The sequence below is a fragment of the Candidatus Methylopumilus universalis genome (assembly GCF_006365315.1).
Classification (GTDB): domain Bacteria; phylum Pseudomonadota; class Gammaproteobacteria; order Burkholderiales; family Methylophilaceae; genus Methylopumilus; species Methylopumilus universalis.
On record NZ_CP040968.1, the window covers coordinates 1,248,688 to 1,275,319 of the forward strand.

30 protein-coding genes and 1 pseudogene are annotated in these 26,632 nt (G+C 37.7%); 4 read left to right on the forward strand and 27 right to left on the reverse strand.

The features are described 5' to 3' along the window. Positions 1-55: 55 nt before the first annotated feature. Both FIT79_RS06545 and FIT79_RS06550 read left to right on the forward strand, forming a co-directional pair. A complete protein-coding gene (locus FIT79_RS06545) occupies positions 56-409 on the forward strand; it encodes a helix-turn-helix domain-containing protein (protein WP_139876052.1) in 354 nt (117 codons plus the stop codon). A gap of 270 nt (positions 410-679) precedes the next feature. Continuing rightward, entirely contained in the window at positions 680-1,084 is a 405-nt protein-coding gene (locus FIT79_RS06550; protein ID WP_139876053.1) for a hypothetical protein, read from the forward strand. Between the two features lie 86 nt (positions 1,085-1,170). Here FIT79_RS06550 and actP read toward each other — a convergent pair. The 4 genes and pseudogenes from actP to FIT79_RS06575 form a co-directional block, all read right to left on the reverse strand. Beyond that, positions 1,171-2,699 (reverse strand): annotated as a pseudogene (gene actP, locus FIT79_RS06790) (cation/acetate symporter ActP). Positions 2,700-2,702: 3 nt separating this feature from the next. Further along, a complete protein-coding gene (locus FIT79_RS06795; RefSeq protein ID WP_139876054.1) occupies positions 2,703-3,017 on the reverse strand; it encodes a DUF485 domain-containing protein in 315 nt (104 codons plus the stop codon). 169 nt (positions 3,018-3,186) lie between these two features. Then, a complete protein-coding gene (locus tag FIT79_RS06565) occupies positions 3,187-3,501 on the reverse strand; it encodes a Cache 3/Cache 2 fusion domain-containing protein (protein ID WP_139876055.1) in 315 nt (104 codons plus the stop codon). A 264-nt stretch (positions 3,502-3,765) separates the two neighbouring features. Continuing rightward, positions 3,766-4,092, reverse strand: coding sequence for a hypothetical protein (locus FIT79_RS06575; RefSeq protein WP_139870795.1), 327 nt, complete (start codon positions 4,090-4,092; stop codon positions 3,766-3,768). 106 nt (positions 4,093-4,198) lie between these two features. On the opposite strand from FIT79_RS06575, the gene FIT79_RS06580 reads away from it, so the two are divergent. Together FIT79_RS06580 and FIT79_RS06585 are read left to right on the forward strand one after the other, a co-directional pair. After that, entirely contained in the window at positions 4,199-5,521 is a 1,323-nt protein-coding gene (locus FIT79_RS06580; RefSeq protein WP_139876056.1) for a UDP-glucose dehydrogenase family protein, read from the forward strand. Beyond that, positions 5,522-6,523: an NAD-dependent epimerase gene (locus FIT79_RS06585; protein WP_139876057.1), complete on the forward strand. Its 1,002-nt coding sequence runs from the start codon at positions 5,522-5,524 to the stop codon at positions 6,521-6,523. It abuts the gene before it with no gap. Between the two features lies 1 nt (position 6,524). On the opposite strand, the gene FIT79_RS06590 is transcribed toward FIT79_RS06585, so the two are convergent. The 23 genes from FIT79_RS06590 to rpmH all read right to left on the reverse strand — a co-directional run bounded on the left by FIT79_RS06590 (position 6,525) and on the right by rpmH (position 26,389). Beyond that, positions 6,525-6,848 (reverse strand): hypothetical protein, encoded by a 324-nt coding sequence (locus FIT79_RS06590; RefSeq protein WP_139876058.1) that lies wholly within the window; start codon positions 6,846-6,848, stop codon positions 6,525-6,527. 72 nt (positions 6,849-6,920) lie between these two features. Then, the gene (locus FIT79_RS06595; RefSeq protein ID WP_139876059.1) at positions 6,921-7,268 is read right to left on the reverse strand and encodes a lipid-A-disaccharide synthase N-terminal domain-containing protein; all 348 of its coding nucleotides are present in this window, start codon (positions 7,266-7,268) and stop codon (positions 6,921-6,923) included. Between the two features lies 1 nt (position 7,269). Beyond that, the gene (locus FIT79_RS06600) at positions 7,270-7,998 is read right to left on the reverse strand and encodes a glycosyltransferase family 2 protein (RefSeq protein WP_139876060.1); all 729 of its coding nucleotides are present in this window, start codon (positions 7,996-7,998) and stop codon (positions 7,270-7,272) included. 46 nt (positions 7,999-8,044) lie between these two features. Beyond that, complete coding sequence (glmS, locus tag FIT79_RS06605) at positions 8,045-9,877, reverse strand: glutamine--fructose-6-phosphate transaminase (isomerizing) (protein ID WP_139876061.1); 1,833 nt, start codon at positions 9,875-9,877, stop codon at positions 8,045-8,047. 4 nt (positions 9,878-9,881) lie between these two features. Next, a complete protein-coding gene (gene glmU, locus FIT79_RS06610; RefSeq protein WP_139876062.1) occupies positions 9,882-11,246 on the reverse strand; it encodes a bifunctional UDP-N-acetylglucosamine diphosphorylase/glucosamine-1-phosphate N-acetyltransferase GlmU in 1,365 nt (454 codons plus the stop codon). Positions 11,247-11,334: 88 nt separating this feature from the next. Continuing rightward, complete coding sequence (locus FIT79_RS06615; protein ID WP_139868752.1) at positions 11,335-11,757, reverse strand: F0F1 ATP synthase subunit epsilon; 423 nt, start codon at positions 11,755-11,757, stop codon at positions 11,335-11,337. 19 nt (positions 11,758-11,776) lie between these two features. Next, positions 11,777-13,204, reverse strand: a complete 1,428-nt coding sequence (atpD, locus tag FIT79_RS06620) for a F0F1 ATP synthase subunit beta (RefSeq protein ID WP_139876063.1) — start codon at positions 13,202-13,204, stop codon at positions 11,777-11,779. A gap of 37 nt (positions 13,205-13,241) precedes the next feature. Continuing rightward, positions 13,242-14,108, reverse strand: coding sequence for a F0F1 ATP synthase subunit gamma (atpG, locus tag FIT79_RS06625; RefSeq protein WP_139868756.1), 867 nt, complete (start codon positions 14,106-14,108; stop codon positions 13,242-13,244). A 14-nt stretch (positions 14,109-14,122) separates the two neighbouring features. Next, positions 14,123-15,664 (reverse strand): F0F1 ATP synthase subunit alpha, encoded by a 1,542-nt coding sequence (gene atpA, locus FIT79_RS06630; RefSeq protein ID WP_139868758.1) that lies wholly within the window; start codon positions 15,662-15,664, stop codon positions 14,123-14,125. A 24-nt stretch (positions 15,665-15,688) separates the two neighbouring features. Beyond that, positions 15,689-16,225 carry a F0F1 ATP synthase subunit delta gene (locus FIT79_RS06635; protein WP_139876064.1) on the reverse strand — a complete coding sequence of 179 codons (537 nt, stop codon included), beginning with the start codon at positions 16,223-16,225 and terminating at the stop codon, positions 15,689-15,691. Positions 16,226-16,232: 7 nt separating this feature from the next. After that, positions 16,233-16,703, reverse strand: coding sequence for a F0F1 ATP synthase subunit B (locus tag FIT79_RS06640; protein ID WP_139868762.1), 471 nt, complete (start codon positions 16,701-16,703; stop codon positions 16,233-16,235). Between the two features lie 40 nt (positions 16,704-16,743). Further along, positions 16,744-17,019 (reverse strand): F0F1 ATP synthase subunit C, encoded by a 276-nt coding sequence (gene atpE, locus FIT79_RS06645; RefSeq protein WP_046489109.1) that lies wholly within the window; start codon positions 17,017-17,019, stop codon positions 16,744-16,746. Between the two features lie 40 nt (positions 17,020-17,059). Then, on the reverse strand, positions 17,060-17,869 hold the full coding sequence (gene atpB, locus FIT79_RS06650; RefSeq protein ID WP_139870813.1) for a F0F1 ATP synthase subunit A: 810 nt from the start codon (positions 17,867-17,869) through the stop codon (positions 17,060-17,062). 25 nt (positions 17,870-17,894) lie between these two features. Further along, positions 17,895-18,299 (reverse strand): ATP synthase subunit I, encoded by a 405-nt coding sequence (locus tag FIT79_RS06655; RefSeq protein ID WP_139872292.1) that lies wholly within the window; start codon positions 18,297-18,299, stop codon positions 17,895-17,897. 85 nt (positions 18,300-18,384) lie between these two features. Next, a complete protein-coding gene (locus tag FIT79_RS06660; RefSeq protein ID WP_139872294.1) occupies positions 18,385-19,248 on the reverse strand; it encodes a ParB/RepB/Spo0J family partition protein in 864 nt (287 codons plus the stop codon). Beyond that, entirely contained in the window at positions 19,241-20,017 is a 777-nt protein-coding gene (locus FIT79_RS06665) for a ParA family protein (protein ID WP_139870816.1), read from the reverse strand. Before FIT79_RS06665 ends, FIT79_RS06660 begins: the two co-directional genes overlap by 8 nt. 2 nt (positions 20,018-20,019) lie before the next feature. Then, entirely contained in the window at positions 20,020-20,604 is a 585-nt protein-coding gene (gene rsmG, locus FIT79_RS06670; protein ID WP_223259636.1) for a 16S rRNA (guanine(527)-N(7))-methyltransferase RsmG, read from the reverse strand. Between the two features lie 50 nt (positions 20,605-20,654). Continuing rightward, entirely contained in the window at positions 20,655-22,568 is a 1,914-nt protein-coding gene (gene mnmG / locus FIT79_RS06675; RefSeq protein WP_139876066.1) for a tRNA uridine-5-carboxymethylaminomethyl(34) synthesis enzyme MnmG, read from the reverse strand. A 127-nt stretch (positions 22,569-22,695) separates the two neighbouring features. Then, a complete protein-coding gene (mnmE, locus tag FIT79_RS06680; protein ID WP_139876067.1) occupies positions 22,696-24,054 on the reverse strand; it encodes a tRNA uridine-5-carboxymethylaminomethyl(34) synthesis GTPase MnmE in 1,359 nt (452 codons plus the stop codon). After that, positions 24,038-25,669: a membrane protein insertase YidC gene (gene yidC, locus FIT79_RS06685; RefSeq protein ID WP_139872302.1), complete on the reverse strand. Its 1,632-nt coding sequence runs from the start codon at positions 25,667-25,669 to the stop codon at positions 24,038-24,040. Before yidC ends, mnmE begins: the two co-directional genes overlap by 17 nt. Positions 25,670-25,688: 19 nt before the next feature. Next, complete coding sequence (gene yidD, locus FIT79_RS06690) at positions 25,689-25,898, reverse strand: membrane protein insertion efficiency factor YidD (RefSeq protein WP_139870821.1); 210 nt, start codon at positions 25,896-25,898, stop codon at positions 25,689-25,691. Beyond that, entirely contained in the window at positions 25,895-26,227 is a 333-nt protein-coding gene (rnpA, locus tag FIT79_RS06695) for a ribonuclease P protein component (protein WP_223254726.1), read from the reverse strand. Before rnpA ends, yidD begins: the two co-directional genes overlap by 4 nt. A gap of 27 nt (positions 26,228-26,254) precedes the next feature. After that, complete coding sequence (gene rpmH, locus FIT79_RS06700) at positions 26,255-26,389, reverse strand: 50S ribosomal protein L34 (RefSeq protein ID WP_082092862.1); 135 nt, start codon at positions 26,387-26,389, stop codon at positions 26,255-26,257. Positions 26,390-26,632: the final 243 nt, after the last annotated feature.

Genomic DNA, 26,632 nt, shown 5'->3' on the forward strand with positions numbered 1-26,632 from the left:
ATCCATTAAACGTAAAATAAATTAAAATGCTACTTATTTCCTACACTTTTAATTTATGTCAAACCTCGAATACAACGGCCAAGTGCTTACAAATACGCGTCGTGAACTAAAACTTAAAATAGATGATATCGCAACAGAATTATGTTTATCTGTGCAACAAGTTCAAGCGATTGAGAACAACCTAGGTGCTTTTTTTCATTCAAATAAATTAAAGCAAGCAGTCATCAAACGTTATTGTCGGTTTCTTAATATCGATATAAATACTGTTATCACGCAATATGAAATAGATACAACGGATAATAGTTTTCAAAAAGCTAAAAAAGATAATTTAGGGAAAAGCTTTAAAAAATATCTTTATATTTCGATTGCAGCATTTATGACAACCCTCGCTTGGAAACTCTTTGCATAATGTTCCAAAAGTTAAAAGAAGTAATTTTTCGATTTAGAACGCGACATTTTAAGTTTATAGAGTGCAGAAAGTCATTGCGTTTCGATACCTCTGGCTACTATCCTTATCAAATCATGGCGATTGGCGAGAGTTTTTTAATTGATAATGCCAATATAGAGACAATTCATAAAAAACATAAAACGATTAATAAAGAGTTAAGTAAAACTTTTTTAGCTAAAATAGAAGCTGAGAGTGTACGAATAACCCGTATTAAATAATAAGGAAAACAAAATGGAATTTGATCAAAAAGAAGAAACGCCTTTTAACATCCCTGAGAAAAAGAAAACAAATAAAAAAACATTAGCGATTTATATTGGTACCGGCGTGATAACGATCAGTTCACTCATTTATGGTTATGCAAGTTATCAAGCGACTTATTTTAAAGATTTAGAAATTAAAAATCTTAAAGTGCAATTAGATGATGCAAACACTAAATTACAGCGTATTGATGTACTTGAAAATCAAGTCAAGGCATTAGAAGCGTCGTTAGTTGCTAAAAATACTGCTAAACCAGCAGCAATCAAGAAAACAAAGGTATTGTCTAAAAAAGAAACTAAAAAAGTAGCCCCTTCCAAAAAGGCGGCTAAGAAAACAAAGCTATCTAAAGCCAAAGAAAAAAAGCCAGTTAAAAAGTGAGTTAATCAGTGAAGTTTTTTTGACATTAAAATCTGCGAGCACTCCCAGGCACATCACGCATAAAAAAGCCACGGTTGAATGTTGATTTATATACCGATTATAGATTGTTTTTTTTGGTCCTGAAACTTTTTACGTTCAATTTTTGCTTGAGTCGATGAATCGGTAATTGAAAATATGTAAGTCACAAAAAAAGTAACCGTCATTGAAAATAAAGCAGGGTATTTATAAGGGAAAAAAGGTTCTGGAAAATGCAACATATCAACCCATACTGTTGAACTAAAAATTACAAGCATAATGGCAGTTATTAATCCTAAACCTCCACCAATAATTGCTCCCCTTGATGTTAAATTCTTCCAGTAAATTGAAAGTAATAACACAGGAAAATTTGTACTTGCAGCTATGGCAAAAGCAAGGCCGACCATAAATGCAACATTCTGATTCTGAAAAACAATCCCTAGTAATATGGCCAATAAGCCTAAAATTAGTGAGGCAATTTTTGATACTTTCATTTCAATTTTCTCATCTAATTTCCTTTTAAGAAAAAAATGTGGGAATAAATCATGAGAGATTGCAGACGCACCAGCTAACGTTAGTCCAGAAACTACAGCTAAAATAGTAGCAAATGCTACAGCTGAAATGAAACCCAGAAGCATATTGCCACCAACAGCATGTGACAAATGTACAGCAGCCATATTGATGTCTCCTATTAACTTACCATCTTCAGTCATATAAGCTGGATTATTTGTAAGAAAAATGATTGCTCCAAATCCGATAATGAAAGTAAGAATGTAAAAATATGCCATGAAACTTGTGGCGTAGATGACAGATTTCCTTGCATCTTTTGCATTTTTTACTGTGAAAAAACGCATCAGTATATGTGGTAGTCCAGCCGTTCCGAATAAAAGTGCAAGTCCTAAAGATATAGCAGAAATAGGGTCAGTAATAAGCCCGCCTGGGGCCATAATTGCTATTTTTTTGGGTGCAATTGAATTGCTTGATTAAAAAATGCTGTTAAATCAAAGTGAAAATTAAGTAAAACTAAAAATGCAATAATAGAAGCGCCCAATAAAAGTAATACCGCTTTTATAATTTGCACCCAGGTTGTGGCAATCATTCCACCAAAGGTCACATATAACACCATCATTGAGCCCACAATTATTACTGCAAGACTGTAGGGTATATGAAATAACATCTCTATTAACTTTCCAGCGCCCACCATCTGAGCGATTAAATAAAAAATAATTGTGGTGAGAGCGCCACATGATGACAAAATGCGTATAGGCTTTTGTTTTAATCTAAAAGATACACAATCAGCAAAAGTGTACTTACCAAGATTCCGAAGTGGCTCTGCGATTAAAAGTAAGACTATTGGCCATCCAACCAGGAAGCCAATTGAATAAATTAATCCATCGAAACCAGCGCTAAATACCAATCCTGAAATACCTAGAAAGGAAGCGGCTGACATAAAATCTCCAGAAATTGCTAATCCATTCTGAAGTCCAGTTATGTTTCCACCTGCCGCATAAAAAGTCTTTAAATTTGATGTACGCCCTGCGGCCCAGTATGTCACTATCAATGTGAGTGATATAAAAATAAAAAACATAAATATAGCCATAGTTTATTTTTGCGATTTCTTAATTAAATAATTTTTAGTAGGCTTTCTTAGCTGATTAATAAGAGGTTCAATCAATTTGTTAGTCAAAACTGCATATAACGCCGTCACAAATAAGATAATCAAAATTAAACATATCCCTAGAACTAAGCCTAGAGAAATAACAGAAGTTCCAAGTGATTGTGAAAGAACCTGTGGCTTATATGCAATTAATAATATAAATCCCATGTATGCAGAAATAGTAACAATTAATAAGGGAAGTTTTATATATAAACTTCTCCGAATAAGTTTTCTATAAACAGTCTGTTTTGTAATGTCCATCAATGACAAATAGCTTACTTTCTTAAATTAAGTCTTATCAACCAGTTGTGTTATATACCAGATTTGTGTTGTACCTTTAACGCCTTGCTCAGACATCATGGTCTTTAGATCTTCCGAAAAAAAGCCACTCATTACAGTGGCTTTTTATGAAACAAACAAAGTATGCACTTTACTCAGCATCCTTAAAAACAGCTAAAGCACCTATTAACTTCCCATCTTTATCAGTAAGTGGGGCTACCTTAGAATCAACTAGTTTCCCAAATAACATCAATCTACCATTGTAAGATTTTTTCTTAAGCAACGCTTTGTATCCTGGATAGTTCCGATCCATCTTAGTATTGATTGCAGGATTACCATTTTCATCGATCAAGGTGGTATCAGTACGAATAAAATCTTGGCCGTCAAAAGAAAATATAGAGCTGCCTAATTCTGCAAGACTGAATGTTGAAAAACAAAACAAACAGATAAAAATAATTTTTTTCATGATGCTTACCTCAATATATAGGATATAAAAAAGAATACGATTGACACTACAACAACATAATCAATACTGCGCTTTAAAAATAAAGAGTTCAAGAATTTTAGAGCTTATCTATACTTTTGTCGTATGCCATTGCTCCTAATGCTCCCCCAATAAGAGGCCCAATAATAGGGACTAAAAAAATAAATGATCCGTCAGTAAGCCCGATCAAAAAACATTTTACGGTGGCACAGAAAAAGGTTATACCGATTACCCTTTTTATAGCAGTTAGATAATTTTCTTTTTTGTAGGCGTTTTTTCTGAAGATTTTTTAGGGTCGTTACCTAGATGAAGATCGACGCCTTTGACTAAATTTTTAAACTCGTCTGTATACGTAATTTTTTTATTTTGGGGTTGTCTGCCGTAAAATGAAATCGCAGAAAAAATTAGGGCATATAAAAGAATCACTGTAGCGACCACTGTAGTCTCAAAAAAGTAATCACGTACTAAAGTCAAAACAGGGTCTAACCACACCCAGCCATCTTTCACCTGATACTCAAGATTGTCTACCCAAACCGATTGAATGGTATGCAAATATTCAAATAAAGCCGTCATGATGAACTCCTCTTATATAAATCAAATTATAAGTGAAATCCGCATCCATAAAAGACAAGCCTTAACCAAAAGAGGTAAAATATAGCTTTAAATACAACGAATTATTATGAAAATTACAGTTGTTGGGACAGGATATGTGGGTTTAGTGGGTGCGGCATGCTTAGCCGAGGTGGGTAATCATGTCTTAGGTCTTGACGTAAACGCAGAAAAAATCCGGATTCTAAAAGAAGGTGGCATTCCTATTCACGAACCAGGACTTTTGGAAATTGTGCGTCGTAATGTTGAAAATGGTCGTCTTTCTTTTACCACTAATATCGAAGAAGCTGTTCACTTCGGTGAAGTGCAATTTATAGCCGTTGGAACACCCCCAGATGAAGATGGGTCTGCTGATCTTCAATACGTGACAGAAGCTGCGCGAAATATTGGTCGCTTTATGACTTCAGAAAAAGTGATTGTGGATAAATCAACTGTACCCATTGGTACGGGAGACAAAGTCACAGCAGCTGTAGCAGAAGAATTAAAAAAAAGAAATGTCGATATACATTACAGTGTTGTTTCTAATCCGGAATTCTTAAAAGAAGGGGCTGCAGTTGAAGATTTTATGCGTCCTGACCGAATTGTCATTGGAACTGAAGATCCAAAAGCAATCGAAGTCATGAAACAAGTTTATGCTCCCTTTCAAAGAAATCACGAAAGACTGGTAGTCACTAACCTAAGAAGCGCTGAACTCATTAAGTACGCAGCTAATTCAATGTTAGCTACACGAATTAGTTTTATGAACGAATTAGCTAATTTAGCTGAAATTATAGGCGCTGACATCGAGATGGTAAGACAAGGCATTGGTTCTGATCCGCGTATTGGCTATCACTTTTTATATCCAGGTTGTGGTTATGGCGGTTCATGTTTTCCAAAAGATGTGAAGGCTTTAATTAAAACCGCTAAAGATGTGGCTGGTTTCGATTTGAAGTTACTTAAAGCCGTTGAAGAAGTGAATGATCTTCAAAAATTTGTATTGCCTAAAAAAATTAAAAAGCAATTTGGTGAAAGTTTAAAAGGCAAACATTTTGCATTATGGGGCTTAGCATTTAAACCGAACACTGATGATATGCGAGAAGCTTCAAGTCGCGTGCTAATTGATGAATTAATCAAAGTAGGAGCTACTATCACAGCCTACGATCCTGTCGCAATAGATGAAGGAAAACGTATTTTTAAAGATGAAAAAAATATAACTTTTGCTGATACACAAGATGAAGCACTTAAAAATGCAGATGCACTCATCATCGTCACAGAGTGGACGGAATTTCGAAGTCCAGATTTTGCTTTAATTAAAGCCTCACTTAAATCTCCTATGATTTTTGATGGTCGCAATCTTTATGATCCAAAAGCCGTTCGTGCACTTGGATTTAACTACTTTCCTATTGGACGTTAAATGAAAATATTGGTGACGGGTGTAGCCGGTTTTATTGGCATGCATAGCGCCAAAAAACTTCTTGATGATGGTCATGAAATTATTGGTATTGATAATCTGAATGATTATTACGATGTCACTTTAAAAAAAGATCGGCTTAAATTATTAGAAAGTTATAAGCATTTTCGTTTTATAAAGATTGATATTAAAGATCAAAAAGATGTACTCGAACTTTTTAAAAAAGAAATGCCTCAACGAGTCCTTCATCTTGCAGCACAAGCAGGTGTGCGTTACTCCATTGAAAATCCATATGTATATATTGATTCCAACATTCAAGGATTTATTAATATTTTAGAAGGTTGTCGCACAATTAAACCTGAACATCTTGTATTTGCAAGCAGCTCGAGTGTATATGGCGGAAATGAGAAAGTGCCTTTCAGCGAACATGACAATGTCGATCATCCAGTAAGTCTTTATGCGGCGACGAAAAAAGCTAATGAACTCATGGCTCATACGTATAGCCATCTTTATCAAATCCCTACAACAGGTTTACGTTTTTTTACGGTGTATGGTCCATGGGGAAGACCTGATATGTCGCCTATGTTATTTACGAAAGCTATTTTAGCTAATGAGCCTATTCTAGTATTTAATCATGGTGATATGATGCGTGACTTTACTTATATTGATGACGTCACAGAGTCTGTCAAAGAAACATTATTTAAATCTGCAACACCTAATGCCAATTTTGATACAAAAAATCCCGACCCAGCTTCAAGTCATGCGCCTTATCGTATTTTCAATATCGGCAATAGTCAACCTGTCCCATTAATGCAATTCATCGAAACGCTTGAAAATGCTTTAGGCAAAAAAGCAATTAAGAAAATGATGGATATGCAAGCGGGGGACGTTAAAGAAACTTCAGCAGATACTTCTGAACTTAATCAGTGGGTCAAATTTAAACCTAACACCTCCATTAAAGAAGGCGTTAAGCGATTTGTTGACTGGTATAAAATCTACTACTAAGTTATTTCTTTTTTGAAGCTTTATGCGCTTTATGAGCTTTTTTACTCGCTTTAGTTTTAGCTGAAGCTTTTGCTGGTGCAGATGCTTTTGTTTTTGTTGCTAACTTTACTTCTAAATTTTTCACTTCCGTTTGAAGTGCCTTATTTTGATTGATCAGCTCTTCATTTTGAGCAGCCTGATCAGTTAATACTGCTACTTGATTTTGTAATACTTTAATTTCACTTGCCTGATCGGTAATTTTATCTTGTGCATTGTAAGCCACGAATAATGAGCCTACTACAATAACGCCAGCAACTGCATACTGCACAATAGTTTTGGTTTCCATTTAAGTTAATGTCCTTTTTGATATAAATAAATTTCTGATTAATATATTATCCTTTTTACGCAGCCCTTTAAATCACTTTTTGATCTTTTTTGATTTCTCATTCTTAATGAGCATCAAGTTTCTTACATAAACAAGTGTGCCAGGAAGTTGCCCTACGATAATAACAAGTTCAGTTTTATGAAGGCCATAAGCTAAAACAATGACACTTCCTAACAAACTGAAATACCAAAAACTAATAGGTATAAGACTTTTTTGATGTCGTTCACTATGAACCCATTGAACGATAAAACGCATCATAAAAAGTACTTGTCCTAGTAAGCCCACGAGAAGCCAAGTAAAGTCTGGGCCCGACATAGCGTTGAAATAATTTTGAGTAGCTTCAACAATATGCCAAAAAAAATAACTAAAGCCTTGATTCATCCTAATCCTTTTTGATTTGAGGAAATTTAGATCTACGTTGCAACCATGCCACACCGAATAAATCGACGATACCTACCAATAAGCGATCAATAGTGCCGTAATTTGATTGTCCGTGTGTTCGAGGTCGATGGCTAACAGGTACTGATACAATAAGTCCACCTCGCCGTTTTATGAGGGCTGGCAAGAAACGATGCATATGATCAAAATAAGGTAAATCTAAAAAAGCTTCTTTTGAAAAAAGCTTTAATCCGCATCCTGTATCAGGTGTGTCATCCTGAAGCATCCATGAACGAACGCTATTAGCGATCACAGATGAAATTCTCTTAATCCAAGTGTCCCGTCTACTATGACGACGATTTCCACCAACCAACTCAACACCCTCTTTAAGCGCATTCAATAATTGAGGAATATCCGCTGGATTATTTTGTCCATCGCCATCGAGGGTTGCAATCCAATCATATTTGGCATGTTTAACCCCTGTTCTAACGGCTGTACTTTGACCGCAACTTCTTTGATGTCTAATGACGTGAAGCTCCTTATATGTTTTTTGTAGAGCAATTAAATTTTGATGTGTGTGATCTGTGCTTCCATCGTCAATATAAATAATTTCATAGGTAATTTTATTTTTGAGAGACTTTCGAATTTCAAAAATTAAATCAGCAACGTTGTCTTCCTCATTTCTGACAGGAACTACAACAGATAAAGATTTAGGTTTAATGAGTTGAGCCATGAATAAGACTGTTTAAATTTTAATTGACGATATTTTAAACGGTTTATTACTCAACTGTGACAGACTTTGCTAAATTTCGAGGTTTATCAACATCCGTGCCCTTAATCAGCGCAACATGATAAGCCAATAATTGAACAGGAATAGAGTGAATAATTGGAGACAAAACACCCGTATGTCGTGGTGTTCTTATCACACGAACTCCAGGACTTTCCATAAAATGGCTGTCCGCATCTGCAAATACAAAAATCTCACCGCCGCGCGCTTTGACTTCTTGCATATTTGACTTTACTTTTTCAAGTAAATTATCATTTGGTGCAATGACTACGACTGGCATATCGTTATCCACTAATGCCAAAGGTCCATGCTTTAATTCGCCTGCAGGATAAGCTTCTGCATGTATATATGAAATCTCTTTTAGTTTTAATGCGCCTTCCATAGCAATTGGGTAATGAATACCTCTGCCTAGGAATAGGGCGTGGTGTTTATCAGCAAATAATTTTGCCCACTCTTTAATTTGTGGTTCTAAATTAAGTGCTTGTTGAATGCTACCTGGTAACTGTCTCAAATTCTCCAGATAATTTTTATCCTCTGTTTTATTAATCAGTTTTTTAAAAGAAGCAATCGTAACGGCTAAACTAAAGAGAGATACCAGTTGTGTCGTAAAAGCTTTAGTTGATGCCACACCAATTTCAGCCCCCGCTCTTGTATATAAAACAAGTTTAGATGCGCGAGCAATCGCACTCTCTTGGACATTGCAAATTGCTAAACTTAAATGTTGACCTAAAGATTGGGCATGCTTTAAAGCTTCCATCGTATCTAAAGTTTCGCCAGACTGCGAAATAGTGAGTATCAACTGATTAGGATTAGGCACTGAATCTCGATACCTGTATTCGCTAGAGATTTCAACAGTGGTTGATATTTTTGCAATACTTTCTAACCAGTACTTAGCTGTTACTCCTGCGTAATAACTTGTCCCTGCCGCTAAAATTAAAATACTATCTATTTTAGAAAATACATCTTTGGCGTCTTGTCCGAAAAGACTTACATCAAAATGACCTTCATCAATAATGGCTTCGATCGTGTCTGTCAATGCACGAGGCTGTTCATAAATTTCTTTTTGCATAAAATGATCATATGGGCCTAGCTCCATGGAAGACAAAGTGACGTCGCTGATATGTATTTTGCGTGTAATCACTTTTTTATCTTTATTAAAAATTTGGATGCTATCTTTTTTAACTTGGACAACATCGCCATCTTCAAGGTAGATCACTTTTTTAGTGACCGCTAAAAGTGCTGAGATGTCAGATGCAATAAAATTTTGTGTATCACCTAGTCCAATAATCAGTGGGCAGCCTAATCGTGCGCAAATCATTTCATCAGGATTTTTGAGAGAGATCACCGCAATCGCAAATGCACCCCTTAATTCCTGGCCTAACATTTGCGTCGCTTCTAAAAGAGATTGATTTTTATGTTTAACAAAATAGTGAATGAGGTGGGCAATAACTTCAGTATCTGTTTGTGATTCAAACTTGTACCCTAAATTCTTAAGTCGCTCGCGCACTTCTTCATAATTTTCGATAATACCGTTATGAACAACCGCAATTTCATCTTCTGAAATATGAGGATGTGCATTAAGTTCAGTGACGCCGCCATGTGTTGCCCACCTTGTGTGACCAATCCCTAAAAATCCTTCCAGTTTTTGATCTTTCACCATAGTTTCAATTTCAGCCACACGGCCTACAGATCGAACACGCTCAATACCGTTTCGTAATACCGCAATACCTGAAGAATCATAGCCACGATATTCGAGTCGACTTAATCCTTCGATTAAATGTGGAACGATATTTTTATTTGAAATTGCACCTACAATGCCGCACATATATTTAAGTCTCTTTATTTTTTGTAGGTTTAGTCCAACCAGAAATGCTGGTTTGTTTTGAACGAGACACCGTAAGATCTCCCGGAGGAGCATCTTTAGTGATGGTCGATCCTGCCGCAATCGTGGCACCCTTGCCAATTTTCACTGGAGCCACCAAAGCAGTGTTTGATCCTATAAACACATCATCTTCAATCGTAGTGGGATGTTTATTAGCACCATCATAATTACATGTAATAGTCCCGGCACCGATATTCACTGATTTGCCGACAAGGCTATCACCCACATAGCTTAAGTGATTGATATTGGTGTGATCATTAATTTCACTATTTTTAATTTCAACAAAATTCCCAATGTGCACATGACTTTGAAGCTTCGTACCTGGTCTCAATCTTGCAAATGGACCAATACGACAGTGGCTACCCACTTTACTTTCAACAATATGTGAATAAGGTTCAATCGAGGAGTGATCTCCGATGAAGCTATCTTTTATATGTGAGTAAGCTGCAACTTTCACGTGATTACCCAGAACAACCTTACCTTCAAAAATGCAACCTACATCAATCGTCACATCTTGTCCTGCTGAGACTTCACCTCTAATATCAATGCGGCTTGGATCTATAATAGTGACACCCTGGTCCATCAATGTTTTTGCTGTCATAAGTTGATAGTTTCTTTCCATAGTTGCTAATTCAGATTTCGAATTAATGCCGGTAACGGATACTTCATTATCCGCAGATTCACTTAATACTTCAATGTTATCTTCAATAGATAGTCCTACAATATCTGTTAAATAATATTCTTTTTGGGCGTTCTGATTAGTTAGTCTTTTAAGCCAATTTTTTAAGAGATGATTGGGCGCACACATAATGCCCGTATTAATTTCTTTGATATTTTTTTGTGATTCATCACAATCTTTTTCTTCTACAATTTTTTGTATTCGGTCGTCTTTCCTTATAATTCTGCCATAGCCTTTTGGATCCTTTTTTGAGTAAGTTAGAACAGCTAAATTTTTTTGACCTTTTATTATTAGGCGTTCAATCGTTTTTTGGTCAATTAACGGTACATCGCCATATAAGACGAGTGTATTACCTTCATCTTTTATTAAAGGAGCGGCTTGTTGCACAGCATGGCCTGTGCCTAATTGTTCTTTTTGCTCTACCCATTGAATATGGGGAGATGGAAATGTTTTTTTGACGAGATCACCACCATATCCATAAACCACCACAAGCGCTTTAGGCTTGAATGACATAGAAGCATCAATGACATAACCGAGAAGAGGTTTATGAGCAAGCGGTTGCAAGACTTTGGGCAAATCAGAACGCATGCGCGTCCCTTTGCCTGCAGCTAAAATCACAATAGATAAAGACATCTTCGCTATTTTATCGTTTATTTGTCATCACATGACATAAAAAAAGCAGCTTAAAAGCTGCTTTTAATAGTTTTGTAAGTTTTATATCTTAGTGTTTTTGTCGTAGTTTTTGAATCGCTTGAATTTGAGCAATCGCTTCAGCTAATTCAGCTTGTGCTTTTGCATAATCCACATCAGATGAACGATTTTTCATTGCTTCTTCAGCCGCTTTTTTAGCTGCATTCGCTTGCGCCTCATCAAGATCATGACCACGAATTGCAGTATCCGCTAACACGGTAACTACCCCTGGCTGTACTTCTAAAATACCACCTGAAATATAAATGAGCTGCTCTTCATTTTTATCCGCTAATTTAATACGCAGTGCACCTGGTTTAATCGATGTAATCATCGGTGCATGATGCGGATAAATACCCACTTCACCCATTTGTGCCGGTGCCGCGACGAATTCAGCTTCACCTGAAAAAATAGATTCTTCAGCACTTACTACATCAATATGAACCGTTGCAACCATGTCGTTTTTACCTAATCAATTAAGATAATGTTTTTGCTTTTGCTACAGCTTCTTCGATGCTGCCTACCATATAGAATGCTTGTTCTGGTAAGTGATCATATTCACCATTCACGATCGCTTTAAAACCTTTGATTGTATCTTTCAGTGTCACATATTTACCAGGAGCGCCTGTAAAGACTTCAGCGACGTGGAATGGTTGTGATAAGAAACGTTGAATTTTACGTGCACGACTCACTGCTAATTTATCTTCTGGTGATAATTCGTCCATACCAAGAATTGCAATAATGTCGCGTAATTCTTTATAGCGTTGTAATGTCGATTGGACAGAGCGTGCCACTTGATAATGTTCTTCGCCCACGACTTGTGGATCAAGCTGACGTGATGTTGAATCTAATGGATCTACCGCTGGATAAATACCAAGGGATGCAATATCACGAGATAACACAACTGTTGAGTCCAAATGTTGGAATGTCGTTGCAGGTGATGGGTCTGTCAAGTCATCGGCTGGCACATACACCGCTTGGATCGAAGTAATTGAACCTGTTTTTGTTGAAGTGATACGTTCTTGTAAACGACCCATTTCGTCAGCGAGTGTTGGTTGATATCCTACCGCTGAAGGCATACGTCCAAGAAGCGCTGAAACTTCAGTACCTGCGAGTGTGTATCGATAAATATTGTCTACGAAGAAAAGAACATCACGACCTTCGTCACGGAATTTTTCAGCCATAGTTAAACCTGAAAGCGCTACACGTAGTCGATTGCCTGGTGGTTCGTTCATTTGGCCAAACACCATCGCTACTTTTGATTCTTCCATGTCATCTAATTTAATCACGCCTGCATCTGACATTTCATGATAGAAGTCGTTACCTTCACGTGTTCGCTCACCTACACCTGCGAATACAGATAGTCCTGAGTGTTGTTTAGCAATGTTATTGATGAGTTCCAACATGTTCACAGTCTTACCTACGCCTGCGCCGCCGAAGAGGCCCACTTTACCGCCTTTAGCAAATGGACAAACTAAGTCAATCACCTTAATACCTGTTTCAAGTAGATCGACAGATGGTGATAGATCTTTAAATTCTGGTGCTTTTTGGTGAATGGAACGGAATTCTTTAGATTTAATTGGGCCTAATTCGTCAATCGGACGACCAAGCACATCCATGATACGGCCTAGCGTGCCTGTACCCACTGGCACATTGATCGCTGCACCCGTAGATTTGAATGCAGTGCCGCGTGCAAGTCCGTCAGACGAACCCATCGCAATCGTTCTAACAATCCCGTCACCTAGCTGTTGTTGCACTTCAAGTGTCAACCCTGCTTCAGCTTGTGAGTCTTTGTCATCTATGATTAATGCATCAAATACTTTTGGCATTTGATCGCGAGGAAACTCGACGTCAACCACCGCTCCGATACATTGCACTACTTTTCCGATTTGTTTGCTAGCCATTTTTTTTCCTTGAAGACTCTAAATAATTAATTCAATGTTATGCAACCGCAGCTGCACCACCCACAATTTCCGAAATTTCTTTTGTAATTGCCGCTTGACGCGCTTTGTTATAAATCAATTTCAATTCGCCAATCACATTCTTCGCATTATCTGAAGCAGACTTCATTGCAACCATTCGTGCGGATTGTTCTGACGCCATATTTTCTGTGACGCCGTGATAAATCAAAGATTCGATATAACGCGTTAATAATTGATCGATCACACTTTGTGCATCCGGCTCATAGATATAATCCCATGGACCTTCTGGACTTCCGATTTTATCCCCTGAGAGTGGTAACAATTGATCCACAACAGGCTCTTGCTTCATCGTATTAATAAATTTGGTATAGCAAATAAAGAGCTGGTCAACTTCACCATTCACATAGGCATCTAACATCACTTTAATTGCACCGATGAGTTTTTCAACATGAGGTGTATCGCCTAAGCCTATGATGTGTGATTTCACATTCGCGTTAATACGCGTCATGAAACCTAAGCCTTTATTACCTAATGCACTCACATGTACTTTTTTACCTTGTGATTCCCATTGCTTCATCTGATTGACAGACATTCTTAATACGTTGGTATTAAGTCCGCCACACAAACCTTTATCTGAAGTAACCACAATTAAACCAATATTTTTTACTTGGTCTTTTTTCACAAGGAATGGATGCTTATATTCCGATTGTGCGTAGGACAAATGTGCTGCCACATTTCTGATTTTCTCAGCATAAGGACGAGCTTGACGCATACGCTCTTGCGCTTTACGCATCTTTGATGCTGCAACCATCTCCATCGCTTTGGTGATCTTTCGTGTATTTTCTACACTCTTGATCTTGGTTCTAATTTCTTTACTACCGGCCATAATGACTCTTTATATTAGTAAGCGTTACTTGATTTGAAATCTTCAATAGCTTTTTCAAGTGCTTTTTCATTGTCACCTGATAAGTCAGCTGTTTTTTCGATGTCTTGCATAATCTTTTTGTATTTAGAATTCATAAAGCCATGCAATGCATTTTCAAATGCCAATACTTTAATCGTTGGAACATCATCAAAGTAACCTTTGTTTGCTGCAAATAATGTCACAGCCATTTGCGAAACACTTAAAGGTGCATATTGTGATTGCTTCATAAGCTCTGTAAACATGCGACCGCGGTCAAGTTGTTTACGTGTGGCTTCATCAAGATCAGATGCAAATTGCGCGAACGCTGCTAACTCACGATATTGAGCTAAAGCTAAACGTACACCACCACCTAATTTTTTAATTACTTTTGTTTGCGCAGCACCACCCACGCGAGACACAGAAATACCTGCGTTGATCGCTGGACGAATACCTGCATTAAATAAATCTGTTTCAAGAAAGATCTGACCGTCAGTAATTGAAATTACGTTTGTCGGCACGAATGCTGATACGTCACCTGCGGCTGTTTCAATGATTGGCAATGCAGTAAGTGAACCTGTTTTTCCTTTCACTTTACCTTTTGTAAATTTTTCTACATATTCTTCATTCACACGTGCTGCTCTTTCAAGTAAGCGTGAGTGAATATAAAAGACGTCGCCAGGATAAGCTTCACGGCCTGGTGGACGACGCAAGAGTAATGAGATTTGACGATAAGCAATCGCTTGTTTTGTTAAGTCATCATAAATAATAAGAGCATCTTCGCCACGGTCACGGAAATATTCACCCATCGTGCAACCCGCGTAAGGTGCTAGGAATTGTAATGCTGCTGAATCAGAAGCTGAAGCTGCAACGATAATCGTGTATTCCATCGCGCCGTGTTCTTCAAGTTTTCTAACAACGTTAGCGATGGTTGATGCTTTTTGACCAATCGCCACATAGATACAGGTCATGTTTTGACCTTTTTGATTAATAATTGCATCTGTTGCTACAGCTGTTTTACCTGTTTGACGATCGCCAATAATCAATTCACGTTGGCCTCGTCCGACCGGCACCATAGAGTCCACAGATTTCAAACCTGTTTGAACGGGTTGAGATACAGATTTACGCGCAATCACGCCAGGCGCTACTTTTTCAAGCTTGTCAGTAAGTTTTGTTTTAACTGGGCCTTTACCATCGATGGGTTGACCAAGAGCATTCACCACGCGACCAATTAATTCTGGGCCTACAGGCACTTCTAAAATACGACCTGTACATTTACATACATCACCTTCAGTAATGTGTTCGTAATCACCTAACACCACAGCACCCACAGAATCACGTTCAAGATTCAATGCAAGCCCATATGTGTTTCCTGGGAATTCGATCATTTCACCAGACATCACATTTGATAATCCGTGAATACGAACGATACCGTCAGTCACTGATACGACTGTACCCTGTGTTCTCGCTTCAGCGGTTGTCGAGAAATTCTCTAATCGACTTTTTATGAGTTCACTAATTTCTGATGTTGATAACTGCATTACTATCTCCTGATAATGATTAGCTTACGACTTCAACGCGTAGGCTAAATTTTGTAATTGCTCACGAACTGAAGCATCAATCACGGTGTCGCCCACAATCACTTTAATACCACCAATGATTGCTTCATCAATCGTTACTTTTGCATCAATTTTTTTATTAAATTTCTTTTCTAAACTTTTCACTAGTGTATCGACTTCTTTATCTGTCGGCTTTGATGCAACAATAATTTCAGCATCAAGCATTCCTTCATCCGTCGCTTTTAATGTTTCAAAAAGCTCACTGATTTGAGGTAACACATTGAGCCTCTTATATTCAATCAAAAGCTTAATAAGATTTTCACCATAAGCATTAAGTTTTTTTCCGGCAATTTTAATGAGTGTCTTTTCACGATCCTCATCCGACACTTTTGAATCATTAATGAAAGCATGCATGCGCTCATCTAAAGATACTTGCGCTAAAAATTCCAACATCTCAGACCACTCTGTAAGAGATTTTTTTTCTTTAGCAAGATTAAATGCTGCAACTGCATAAGGTCTTGCGATGGTTGAAATTTCTGCCATATGGATCCTAAAGTTCTTTCGCTAGTTTACTTAACATATCGCTATGTGCTTTTTTATCAATTTCTTTTGATAAGATTTTTTCTGCACCCGCAATAGCAAGTGTTGACACTTGTTCACGTAAAGATTCTTTCGCGCGATTAACTTCTTGATCAATCTCTGCTTTCGCACCTAAGATAATACGATCGCCTTCAGTTTTCGCTTGATGCTTCGCTTCTTCTAAAATTTCTGAGGCTCTTTTTTCAGCTTGAGAAATAATTTCAGATGCTTTCTGTTTGGCTTCGTTAAGTTGCTGTGTTGTTTTCTTTGCAGCCACTTCTAAAGAAGCTTTACCTTCTTGTGCTGCAGCTAAACCGTCGGCAATTTCTTTTTGACGCGTTTCAATCGCGTTTAAAAGAGGTGGCCACACATACTTCACGGTAAACCAAATGAGAATCGCAAAAGCAATCGCTTGGGCAATTAACGTAAAATTAATATTCATTTTTGCTCCTGTCTAAGTTCGGTTAAAAGAACCTAAACAATTATTTTGCGATTGCACTTAATAATGGATTTGCAAATGCAAACATCATCACAATACCAACGCTAATAATGAAAGAAGCGTCAATCAAACCTAAAAGCAAGAAAACTTTACCTTGTAATTGAGGAATCATTTCAGGTTGTCTTGCTGCGCCTTCTAAGAAACTCGCACACATAATACCGATGCCGATACATGCGCCTAAAGCTGCTAAACCAATCATCAAACCTAGACCAATTGCTGTGTAAGATTGAATCATTGCTAAATATTGTATATGTTCCATGTTTACTTCCCTTTCAGTTAAAAATACTTAAATAAAAAAACTAATGGCCTTCATGCGCCATCGATAAATACACCACCGTTAACATCATGAAGACAAATGCTTGTAGCCCCACAATTAGAATATGGAATATGGACCAACCTGCGCCCAATAATGCTCCAAAAAATACGCCTGTCACACTCGTTGACGCTAGCAAGCCGAGTAGTAAGAAAATCACTTCCCCTGCATACATATTTCCGAAAAGTCGGAGAGAGTGAGATAAAGGTTTAGAAATATATTCGATGATATTAAATAAAAAGTTTGCAGGCCATACCCAAACTTTGCTACCAAAAGGGGCTGTAAACAATTCATGAATCCAACCACCAAAACCTTTCACTTTAATACCAAAATAAATCATAAGAATCCAAACGGCGATCGCAAGTGCAAATGTTGTGTTGATATCTGAAGTTGGGACACTGCGCCACTCATGAATGCCTAAAGGTGCGTAAATAAAATGTGCCATCACATCAATAGGGAGAAAGTCCATAGAGTTCATCACAAGGACCCAAATAAAAACTGTTAATGCTGCAGGAGCAATAAAAGCATGACGATCGCCATGAAATATATTTTTAACTTGGTCGTCAATGAAACCAAACATAAGCTCTACAAATGCCTGGCCTTTTGAAGGAACGCCAGCTGTTGCTTTTCGAGCAACCATCCAGATCAAAGCCATTGAAATAATACCAAGCAAGACACCCATAACAAGTGAGTCAATATTAATTGCCCAGAATGCACCTTCACCAATAGCCTTCGTATTAAAGGTTAAATGGTGGGTAATATATTCACTCGGTGTTAATGTGCCTTCAGTTGCCATAGCTTCCAATATTTCCTAACGACTTTTATTTGTCTTCATTTAATTTTGTAATCGATGCGCCTGAAATAATGGCTGACAATACAAGCCCCGCAATCAGTGCAAATGGCACAAGCGCTGTATAAAATTTAAACGCTGACCAAAGCGATACAAGTACTACAAAAATTTTTACGGCTTCAGCTTTTAATACATTAATAATGATAGCTGCGGGCTCTTTACTCAAAGCCGTTTTGTGAGCAATTTTTGAGGCGAGAAGTACACCGAATATAACGGAGACACTACCGATCAACGCAGAAACACCTGCATGCTTTCCAAATACTGCTGCAACTAAAACCGTTAATATGCCAGCGGCTTTAACCTGCAAACTCAACATTTTTTGAATGATTTGAGGGAATCGCTTCATTCTTTCAGTGATTTCATCAATATCAGACATTTATGCTCACTGAATGCAAAACTTTGAGTTACAAAGGGTTGAATTTTCCCTGTAATTGGCGGTTCCGTCAAGGGTAAAGCGTACTTTATCCTTTGATTTTTTTAAGAATCTCATCCAATTGCTCCAAATTGCGATAATGCACTTTTAAAGTACCCGAACCATTCTTTTTAGCATCAATAGTGACTGACGCGCCCAGGGTTTCTGCTAAAGAGTCTTCAAGCTGACGCACGTCCGCATTCGTCTTTTTCGGAGGGGCTTTTTGAGTATCGGTTTTGTAACTATTCTGTAAGTTTTTAACGAGCGCCTCAACTTCGCGCACAGATAGATTTTTTTGAATCGCTTCTTCGCACAACATAATCTGTTGGCTGCCCTCTAGGCCAATCAGAGCTCTTGCATGGCCCATATCAATTTTTCCACTTAATAGTCGATCTTGAACAGGCTTTGTTAAAGTTAAAAGTCTTAATAAATTAGAAACGGTGACGCGCGATTTGCCAACCGCATCTGCCGCTTCTTCATGCGTCATATCAAACTCATCAATCAAACGCTTAATGCCGATCGCTTCTTCTAATGGATTTAAATCTTCACGTTGAATATTTTCAATCAATGCCATTGCGAGCGCTGATTCATCTGGAATATTTTTGATGATGACAGGCACTTCATTAAGATTTGCCAATTTTGCAGCGCGCCATCTTCTCTCGCCTGCGATGATTTCGTATTGATTGTTCCCCACAGGTCGCACAATAATAGGCTGCATGACGCCTTGTTTTAAAATAGATTGTGAAAGCGCATGTAAAGCTTCTTCTTGCATGATGCTTCGAGGTTGATATTTACCAGGTTGTAATTCACTGATCAATAAAGTCTGAAGTGAGCCTTCGTTTTTTTGAACATCTTCCTCGCCACTTAATAATAATGCATCAAGTCCGCGACCTAATCCTTTAGCTTTAACCATGTGACTTCCTCATTTCTTTTTCTATAATTTCTTCAGCAAGTTTTAAATAAGCAACGGCTCCTCTAGATGATCGGTCATACATTAAGATAGGCATGCCGTGACTTGGCGCTTCTGCCAGTCTTACATTTCTAGGAATAATCGTTTCATATACTTTGTCTCCAAAGTGCGCGGTGAGTTGATCCGATACTTGTTGAGCTAACATATTGCGCTTATCAAAGAGCGTTTTTAATAAACCCTCAATTTCAATTTTAGGATTTAAATTACTCCTTACTTTTTTGATCGTGTTAACTAAATCTGATAAACCTTCTAACGCATAATATTCACATTGCATGGGAATTAAAACGGCATCTGCAGCAGTCAATGCATTTACCGTGACTAGATTGAGCGCGGGTGGACAATCTAACAATACATAGTCGTAATCTTTTTTTAAATGTTGCAACGCTTCTTTTAATCGTGTTTCGCGTTTACTTTCATTGACAAGTTCAACTTCAGCACCTGCAAGATTTCGATTTGACGGAGCCAAATCAAAACCACCGCGTTCGCAATGAATCACAATATCTTTAAATGATTTACTTTGAATCAAGACATCATAAATTGATGTTTTAATACTCGATTTATCTATACCTGAGCCTGTCGTTGCATTGCCTTGTGGATCAAGATCAATGAGAAGCACAGATTTATTTTTCGCAGCTAAGCTTGCGGCTAAATTTACCGATGTAGTGGTTTTACCTACGCCGCCTTTTTGATTCGTCACCGCTAATATACGCATAACTAAAAAACTTCTTTCTTCAATTGAACTAAATATCGTTCAGCATTAATAAAAGGCACTTCAAGCGGAACCATTGTGTATTGATTCTTTTCGAATGCTTCCAATTCTTCTTTGACATCTTTTGATTTCATCGCCAACCACATACCATTTTTTTGCAATGTATGTTGTGTAAGTGAGATCATATTTTTTAAATTTGAAAACGCTCTTGACGTCACCGCATCAAAAAGTATTGTCGGCTGATATTCCTCAACGCGACCATTCACTACATTTAAATTGGTAAGTGATAATTCACTTTTCACATGTTGCATGAATGTCGTTTTTTTATTAACCGAATCCATCACAGTTACTTTCATTTCAGGCTTTACAATTGCCAATACAACGCCTGGGAATCCTGCACCACTCCCGACATCCAACAAATTTTTTACATTGACATAATTTAAAATAGATAAGCTATCAAGAAAATGTAGTTTAATCATTTCATCACGGTCGCGAATCGCAGTTAGGTTGTGCACACGATTCCATTTTTCAACTAAATTTAAATACACCATGAGCTGATCATTCATTTGATCAGATAAATTTAAGCCCATATGACGCGACCCCTCGATCAACAGATCGCGGTCTTTTTTTATTACCTCATTCATGCCACTTTTTCTGGACGCTTCGTTATTATTTTTTTAGGTTTATTTTTACGCTTAACAAACACTAAAAGTAATGAAATAGTTGCTGGGGTAATACCAGAGATTCGTGATGCTTGTCCTAAATTTTCCGGCTTATGCAAATTTAATTTTTGTTGCGCTTCAACACTCAATCCATGTACTTCTTTGTAATCAAGATCGATAGGTAATGGAATATCTAATTGATCTCGACTTCGATCCACCTCTTCTTGCTGTCTCACAATGTAACCTTTATATTTCGCTGAAATTTCTACTTGCTCTCTGACAGCAGGGTCAATCAAACCTGCATCTTCTTGCATGAGTTCTTTTACGCCCTCAAAACTCACTTCGGGGCGTCTTAATAAATCGAATAAGTTATATTCGTGATCAATCACTTTCCCAATAATGGCTTGTTGTTTTTCAATTGAAATATCTTGTGGCCTTACAAAGAATTTTTTTAATCGTGCTTCTTCTGATTGGATAGTCTCTTTTTTTTGATGAAACATATTCCATCGCTCGTCGTCGACCAGCCCTAAATTGCGGCCTATTTCTGTCAATCTTAAATCGGCGTTATCTTCTCTTAACATCAAGCGGTATTCAGCTCTGCTTGTAAACATTCTGTATGGCTCAGAAACCCCGCGAGTAATAAGGTCGTCTACTAAAACACCCAAATATGCCTCATCGCGCTTAGGGCACCAGGATTCTTTATCTTGTGTCATTAAAGCGGCATTTGTTCCTGCTAATAATCCTTGAGCCGCCGCCTCTTCGTAACCCGTCGTGCCATTAATTTGTCCCGCAAAGAATAGTCCTTGAACGGATTTCGTTTCCAAACTGGATTTCAAATTACGTGGATCGAAATAATCATATTCAATCGCATAACCGGGTCTTAAGATGTGTGCATTCTCTAACCCATTGATTGAACGGACTAATTTGTACTGGATATCAAATGGAAGGCTAGTTGAGATACCATTTGGATAAACTTCATTTGTATCTAAACCTTCCGGTTCTAAAAAAATCTGGTGCGAATCTTTGTCTGCAAATCGATGAATCTTGTCTTCAACGGATGGACAATATCGCGGGCCCACACCTTCGATTACTCCGGTATACATAGGGGATCGATCTAAACCGCTTCGAATAATGTCATGCGTAGATTCATTCGTATGTGTAATCCAACAAGACATTTGTTTTGGATGTGTTGTTTTTTTGCCATAAAAAGAAAAATAAGGGGTCGGACTATCGCCAGGCTGCTCTTGCATCACAGCATAATTAATGGTGCGCCCATCAATTCTTGGCGGTGTTCCGGTTTTGAGTCGGCCTACAGGCAATCCAATTTCTCTTAAACGATGGGCCAAAGAAATGGAAGGTGGATCGCCTGCGCGGCCTGCCTGATAATTTTTCAAGCCCACATGAACAAGTCCGCCTAAAAATGTACCTGCGGTTAAAACAACGGTTTTAGATTTAAATTGAATACCAATTTGCGTAACAACACCAGCTACACGATCCTTGTCCAAAAGAATGTCGTCGACTGCTTGTTGGAAAAGCCAAAGATTGGGTTGATTTTCAAGACGATGTCGAATCGCGGCTTTATATAAAATACGGTCTGCTTGAGCGCGAGTGGCTCTTACTGCAGGACCTTTACTACTATTTAAAATACGAAACTGAATACCAGCTTCATCCGTCGCAATGCCCATGGCACCTCCCAAGGCATCAATCTCTTTAACCAAATGCCCTTTGCCAATCCCACCAATAGATGGATTACAAGACATTTGACCTAAAGTTTCAATGTTATGGGTTAAAAGCAAAGTCTTTTGCCCCATGCGAGCGGAAGCTAAGGCTGCCTCTGTACCAGCATGCCCTCCACCCACCACAATGACATCAAAATTATGCGGAAATTCCATGGTTTTACGTCAGTTAGAAAAGGTGTAATTTTACTTTATTCTGGGGTGAATCACTATGAAAACCATTGTTTCACGTGAAACATTTGCTTAAAAAAGAAGAAAAAAGTGTTCCACGTGGAACCAAGAATTACTTACCAATACAAAAGCGACTGAAAATCTCACCCAGAAGATCGTCTGGAGTAAATTCGCCAGTAATGGAAGCTAATGAAGTTTGTGCTTGTCTTAACTCTTCGGCTACCAATTCAGGGGACTGAAGCTGATTCATCGATTCATTTAAATGTTTTGAGACAGTATTAAGTGCATCTAAATGTCTTTGTCTCGCCATAAATACACCTTGATTTCCGTCCTTACTAAATTCAACACCCGCCATTTTTAATAAAGTCGTTTTAAGCTGAGCCAAACCCTCTCCATTTTTTGCTGAAATAAAAAGATGATGCTCACCGTCAATCATTTCAGATGAAGCTTTTTTGGATAACAAATCAATTTTATTGTGAACCCACACCTTAAAAACGTCTTTTGGAATGCGATTTAGAATGATTTTCTCGTAATCGGTAATACCCTTGCCAGCATCAACTAAAAATAATGCGATATTGGCCTTTTCTATCGAAATCCATGTTTTTTCGATGCCCATTTTTTCAATTTCATCATGGGTGTCTCTTAATCCGGCGGTATCAATCACATGAATCGGGATACCATCGATTTGAATTTCGCTTTTAATAGGGTCGCGAGTTGTGCCAGGAATAGAAGTCACGATCGCCTGATCATTGCCTGACAATTGATTGAGTAAACTCGACTTACCCACATTGGGCTGACCTACCAATACAACGGTCAAACCTTCGCGCAATAAGTGGCCTTGTTTGGCAGATAAAATTACTTCATCCATACTTAACTTTAGACTTAAAAGCTTTTCTTTAACTTTGCCAGTCGTAATAAAATCAATTTCTTCCTCGGGAAAATCTAGACAAGCTTCAATATACATACGTAAATCGATGAGTTCTTTAAGTAAGTCATTGATTTTATTCGAAAAATAACCATTTAAGGAAAGCATAGCGCTTTTTGCGGCCTCAGAGGTTGAGGCATTGATTAAATCTGCAACAGCTTCCGCCTGAGCCAAATCAATTTTGTCATTAAGATAAGCGCGCTCGGTAAATTCTCCAGGCTTTGCCAGTCTCGCACCACATTCTATGCATCGCGCCAATAAAAGCTGCATCACAGCAATACCGCCATGGCCTTGAAGCTCTAAAATATCTTCACCAGTATATGAATGGGGGGATTTAAAAAAAAGTGCGATGCCACGATCAATCACTTGACCATTCACATCTAAAAAAGATAGGTAAGACGCTAAACGATTTTCAGGACAAACACCCAAAAGATGTTTCGCAACATCGCTCGCTTTCGGTCCTGATACTCTCACGACCCCAATACCGCCAGCACCCGAAGGTGTTGCAATGGCGGCAATGGTATCTAAATTATTTGCGAGCTGCATTGCCTTTCTTAGCTAATGCGGCTGCATGAATGGATCGATTGATCATCCATTGTTGAAGAATAGACAATACGTTATTAATCACCCAATAGAGTACTAAGCCTGCGGGAAAGAAAAAGAAAAATACACTAAATACCACCGGCATGATCATCATCAATTTTGCTTGCATCGGATCCGTAGGTGCTGGATTAAGTTTTGTCTGAATGATCATGCTGATGCCCATAATAATAGGCAATACATAGTAAGGATCTTTTACAGAAAGATCGGTAATCCATAACATGAAAGGTGCGTGTCTTAATTCAACAGCACCCATCAAAACCCAATAGAGAGAAATGAAAACAGGAATCTGAATAAGAATGGGCAAACAACCGCCCATCGGATTAATTTTTTCTGTGCGATAAAGCTCTAACATGGCTTGCTGAAATTTAGCTTTGTCATCTCCAAATTTTTCTTTCATGCTTTGCAAGCGCGGACTTAATTCACGCAATTGAGCCATTGATTTATAACTTGCAGCAGAGAGCGGATAAAAGAGAATTTTAATTAAAACAGTCAAAAGAATAATTGCACCGCCCCAATTATTTACTAATTTATGAATCCAATGGAGCACCATAAACAATGGTGAAGCAATAAAAGTTAACCAACCATAGTCCACTGTATAACTTAGCCCTGGTGCTGCTTTTTCAAGCTCCTCTTGAATTTGCGGTCCCGAATAAAGTTTGGTTGAAAATTCTTTTTTCTCGCCAGATTGAATAGTTGGAAGCTGAGTCAACACACCTGATGAATAAATATTTTGCGCAACTTCTTTTGTATAAAATTCACGCTTTTGGTTGCCAGGCAAAATCCATGCGCTCGCAAAATAATGTTGCACAACACCAATCCAGCCATCGAGCGAAATCAAAGATAGGTCATGTTTTTTCATATCTTTAAAATTAATTTTTTTAAACTTATCAGCTTCGTTATAGTAAGCGCCGCCAATAAATGTAGGTGTAATTTTACTTTCTTGAGCAGAGCCATCATCATGCACAAGCTGGTAATAAGCTGATGGCGTAATCGCTGATTTACCATGATTCATAATTTCATAACGCACTGCTATTTGATAGCTACCGCGATCAAAAGAAATAATTTTTGAAACTTCAACATCTTGATTCTTAAAATTCAATTTGACATCTAAATGATTTTGTCCATTTTCCAAAACATAATTTGTTTTTTCAGATGTGAATGTTGATTTGTGTGTTGGTAAATCATTACCAATCAGTCCTGTTTGTGCCACATAAAATAATGGCTTTTGTGAGTCATCTAATAACACAAATTTATCTTGCGCATTATCAGCCAAATGATTATTTAAAAGTAAACGGCGAATATCGCCGCCGATCGTATCAATTTCAATCTGGTATAAATCAGTAGCCACTTTGATACGCGAACCTGTTTCTAATTTGAAATTAGAATCGGGTGCAATAGTTTTAGTGTCAATGGAATTTAATTTTTGTGATGACGGAACACTCGCATCTTGTTGGGTTGCAACTTCAGCGACTGGGGTATGTTTGCGTTGCCATGAATCCCACAGCAAAAGAATTGAAAAAGAAAATACAACAAACAGTATTAAACGCTTCGTATCCATAAATTATAAAATTCCAAAATTAAATAACAGGGTCATGACCACCCTTGCACCATGGATGACATTTACCTATTCGTTTCATTGATAAAAAAATACCTTTTATGACACCTTTTTTATCTATCGCATCAATAGTGTATTGCGAACATGTAGGTGTAAAACGACACTGCTGACCAAAAAAAGGGCTTAATAATAATTGATAACATCTGACAAATAAAATTGCGATTGATTTCACTTTTTTAATCTTGCAATCATCTGGTCAACTTCTGTTTCAATCTCAACAAAATCGTTTCGATAAAACGATTTTTGAATGCGTATCACTATATCAAAATTTAAGAGTTGTTCTTGTTTTTTTCGCATTAATTCGCGCAAGACGCGTCTCATATAATTACGCTTCACAGCTAATTTCTGTGTTTTTTTGCCCACGACCATACCCAAACGAAACAAAGACAGAGTATTAGGTTGATAGTGAAAACTGAGGTGCTGAGAGGAAAGTCGCTTACGGAAATTAAAAACGGATGAAAATTCATCCGTTTTTGTAAGTTTGGTTAATTTAGTTTGCAAATTATGAAGAATTTGCCAGATGGGTCTCTATAGACCGATACGAGCACGGCCTTTAGCACGGCGGGCTGATATTACAGCGCGTCCTGCACGAGTCTTCATGCGTACTAAAAAACCATGCGTGCGAGCACGTTTTACTTTGGATGGTTGATAGGTACGTTTCATTGTGTTTCTCCAGCTATAATTCGATAAGGATCGCGCAATTTACCGTACATACCGCTCTGTGTCAACGATTATTTGTTTAAGAAGTCTTAAAACGCCTGTGGATAACTTTGACCGGTTCAGTTAAGATGACTTCCGTAAAGCAATCATTCCTAAAAAGCATTTTTACACCAATCCGGTTCTCTAAAATGCTAAATCAAGAAGAAATTGTAATTTTAATACTATATATATTGGATTTTGCCGGTA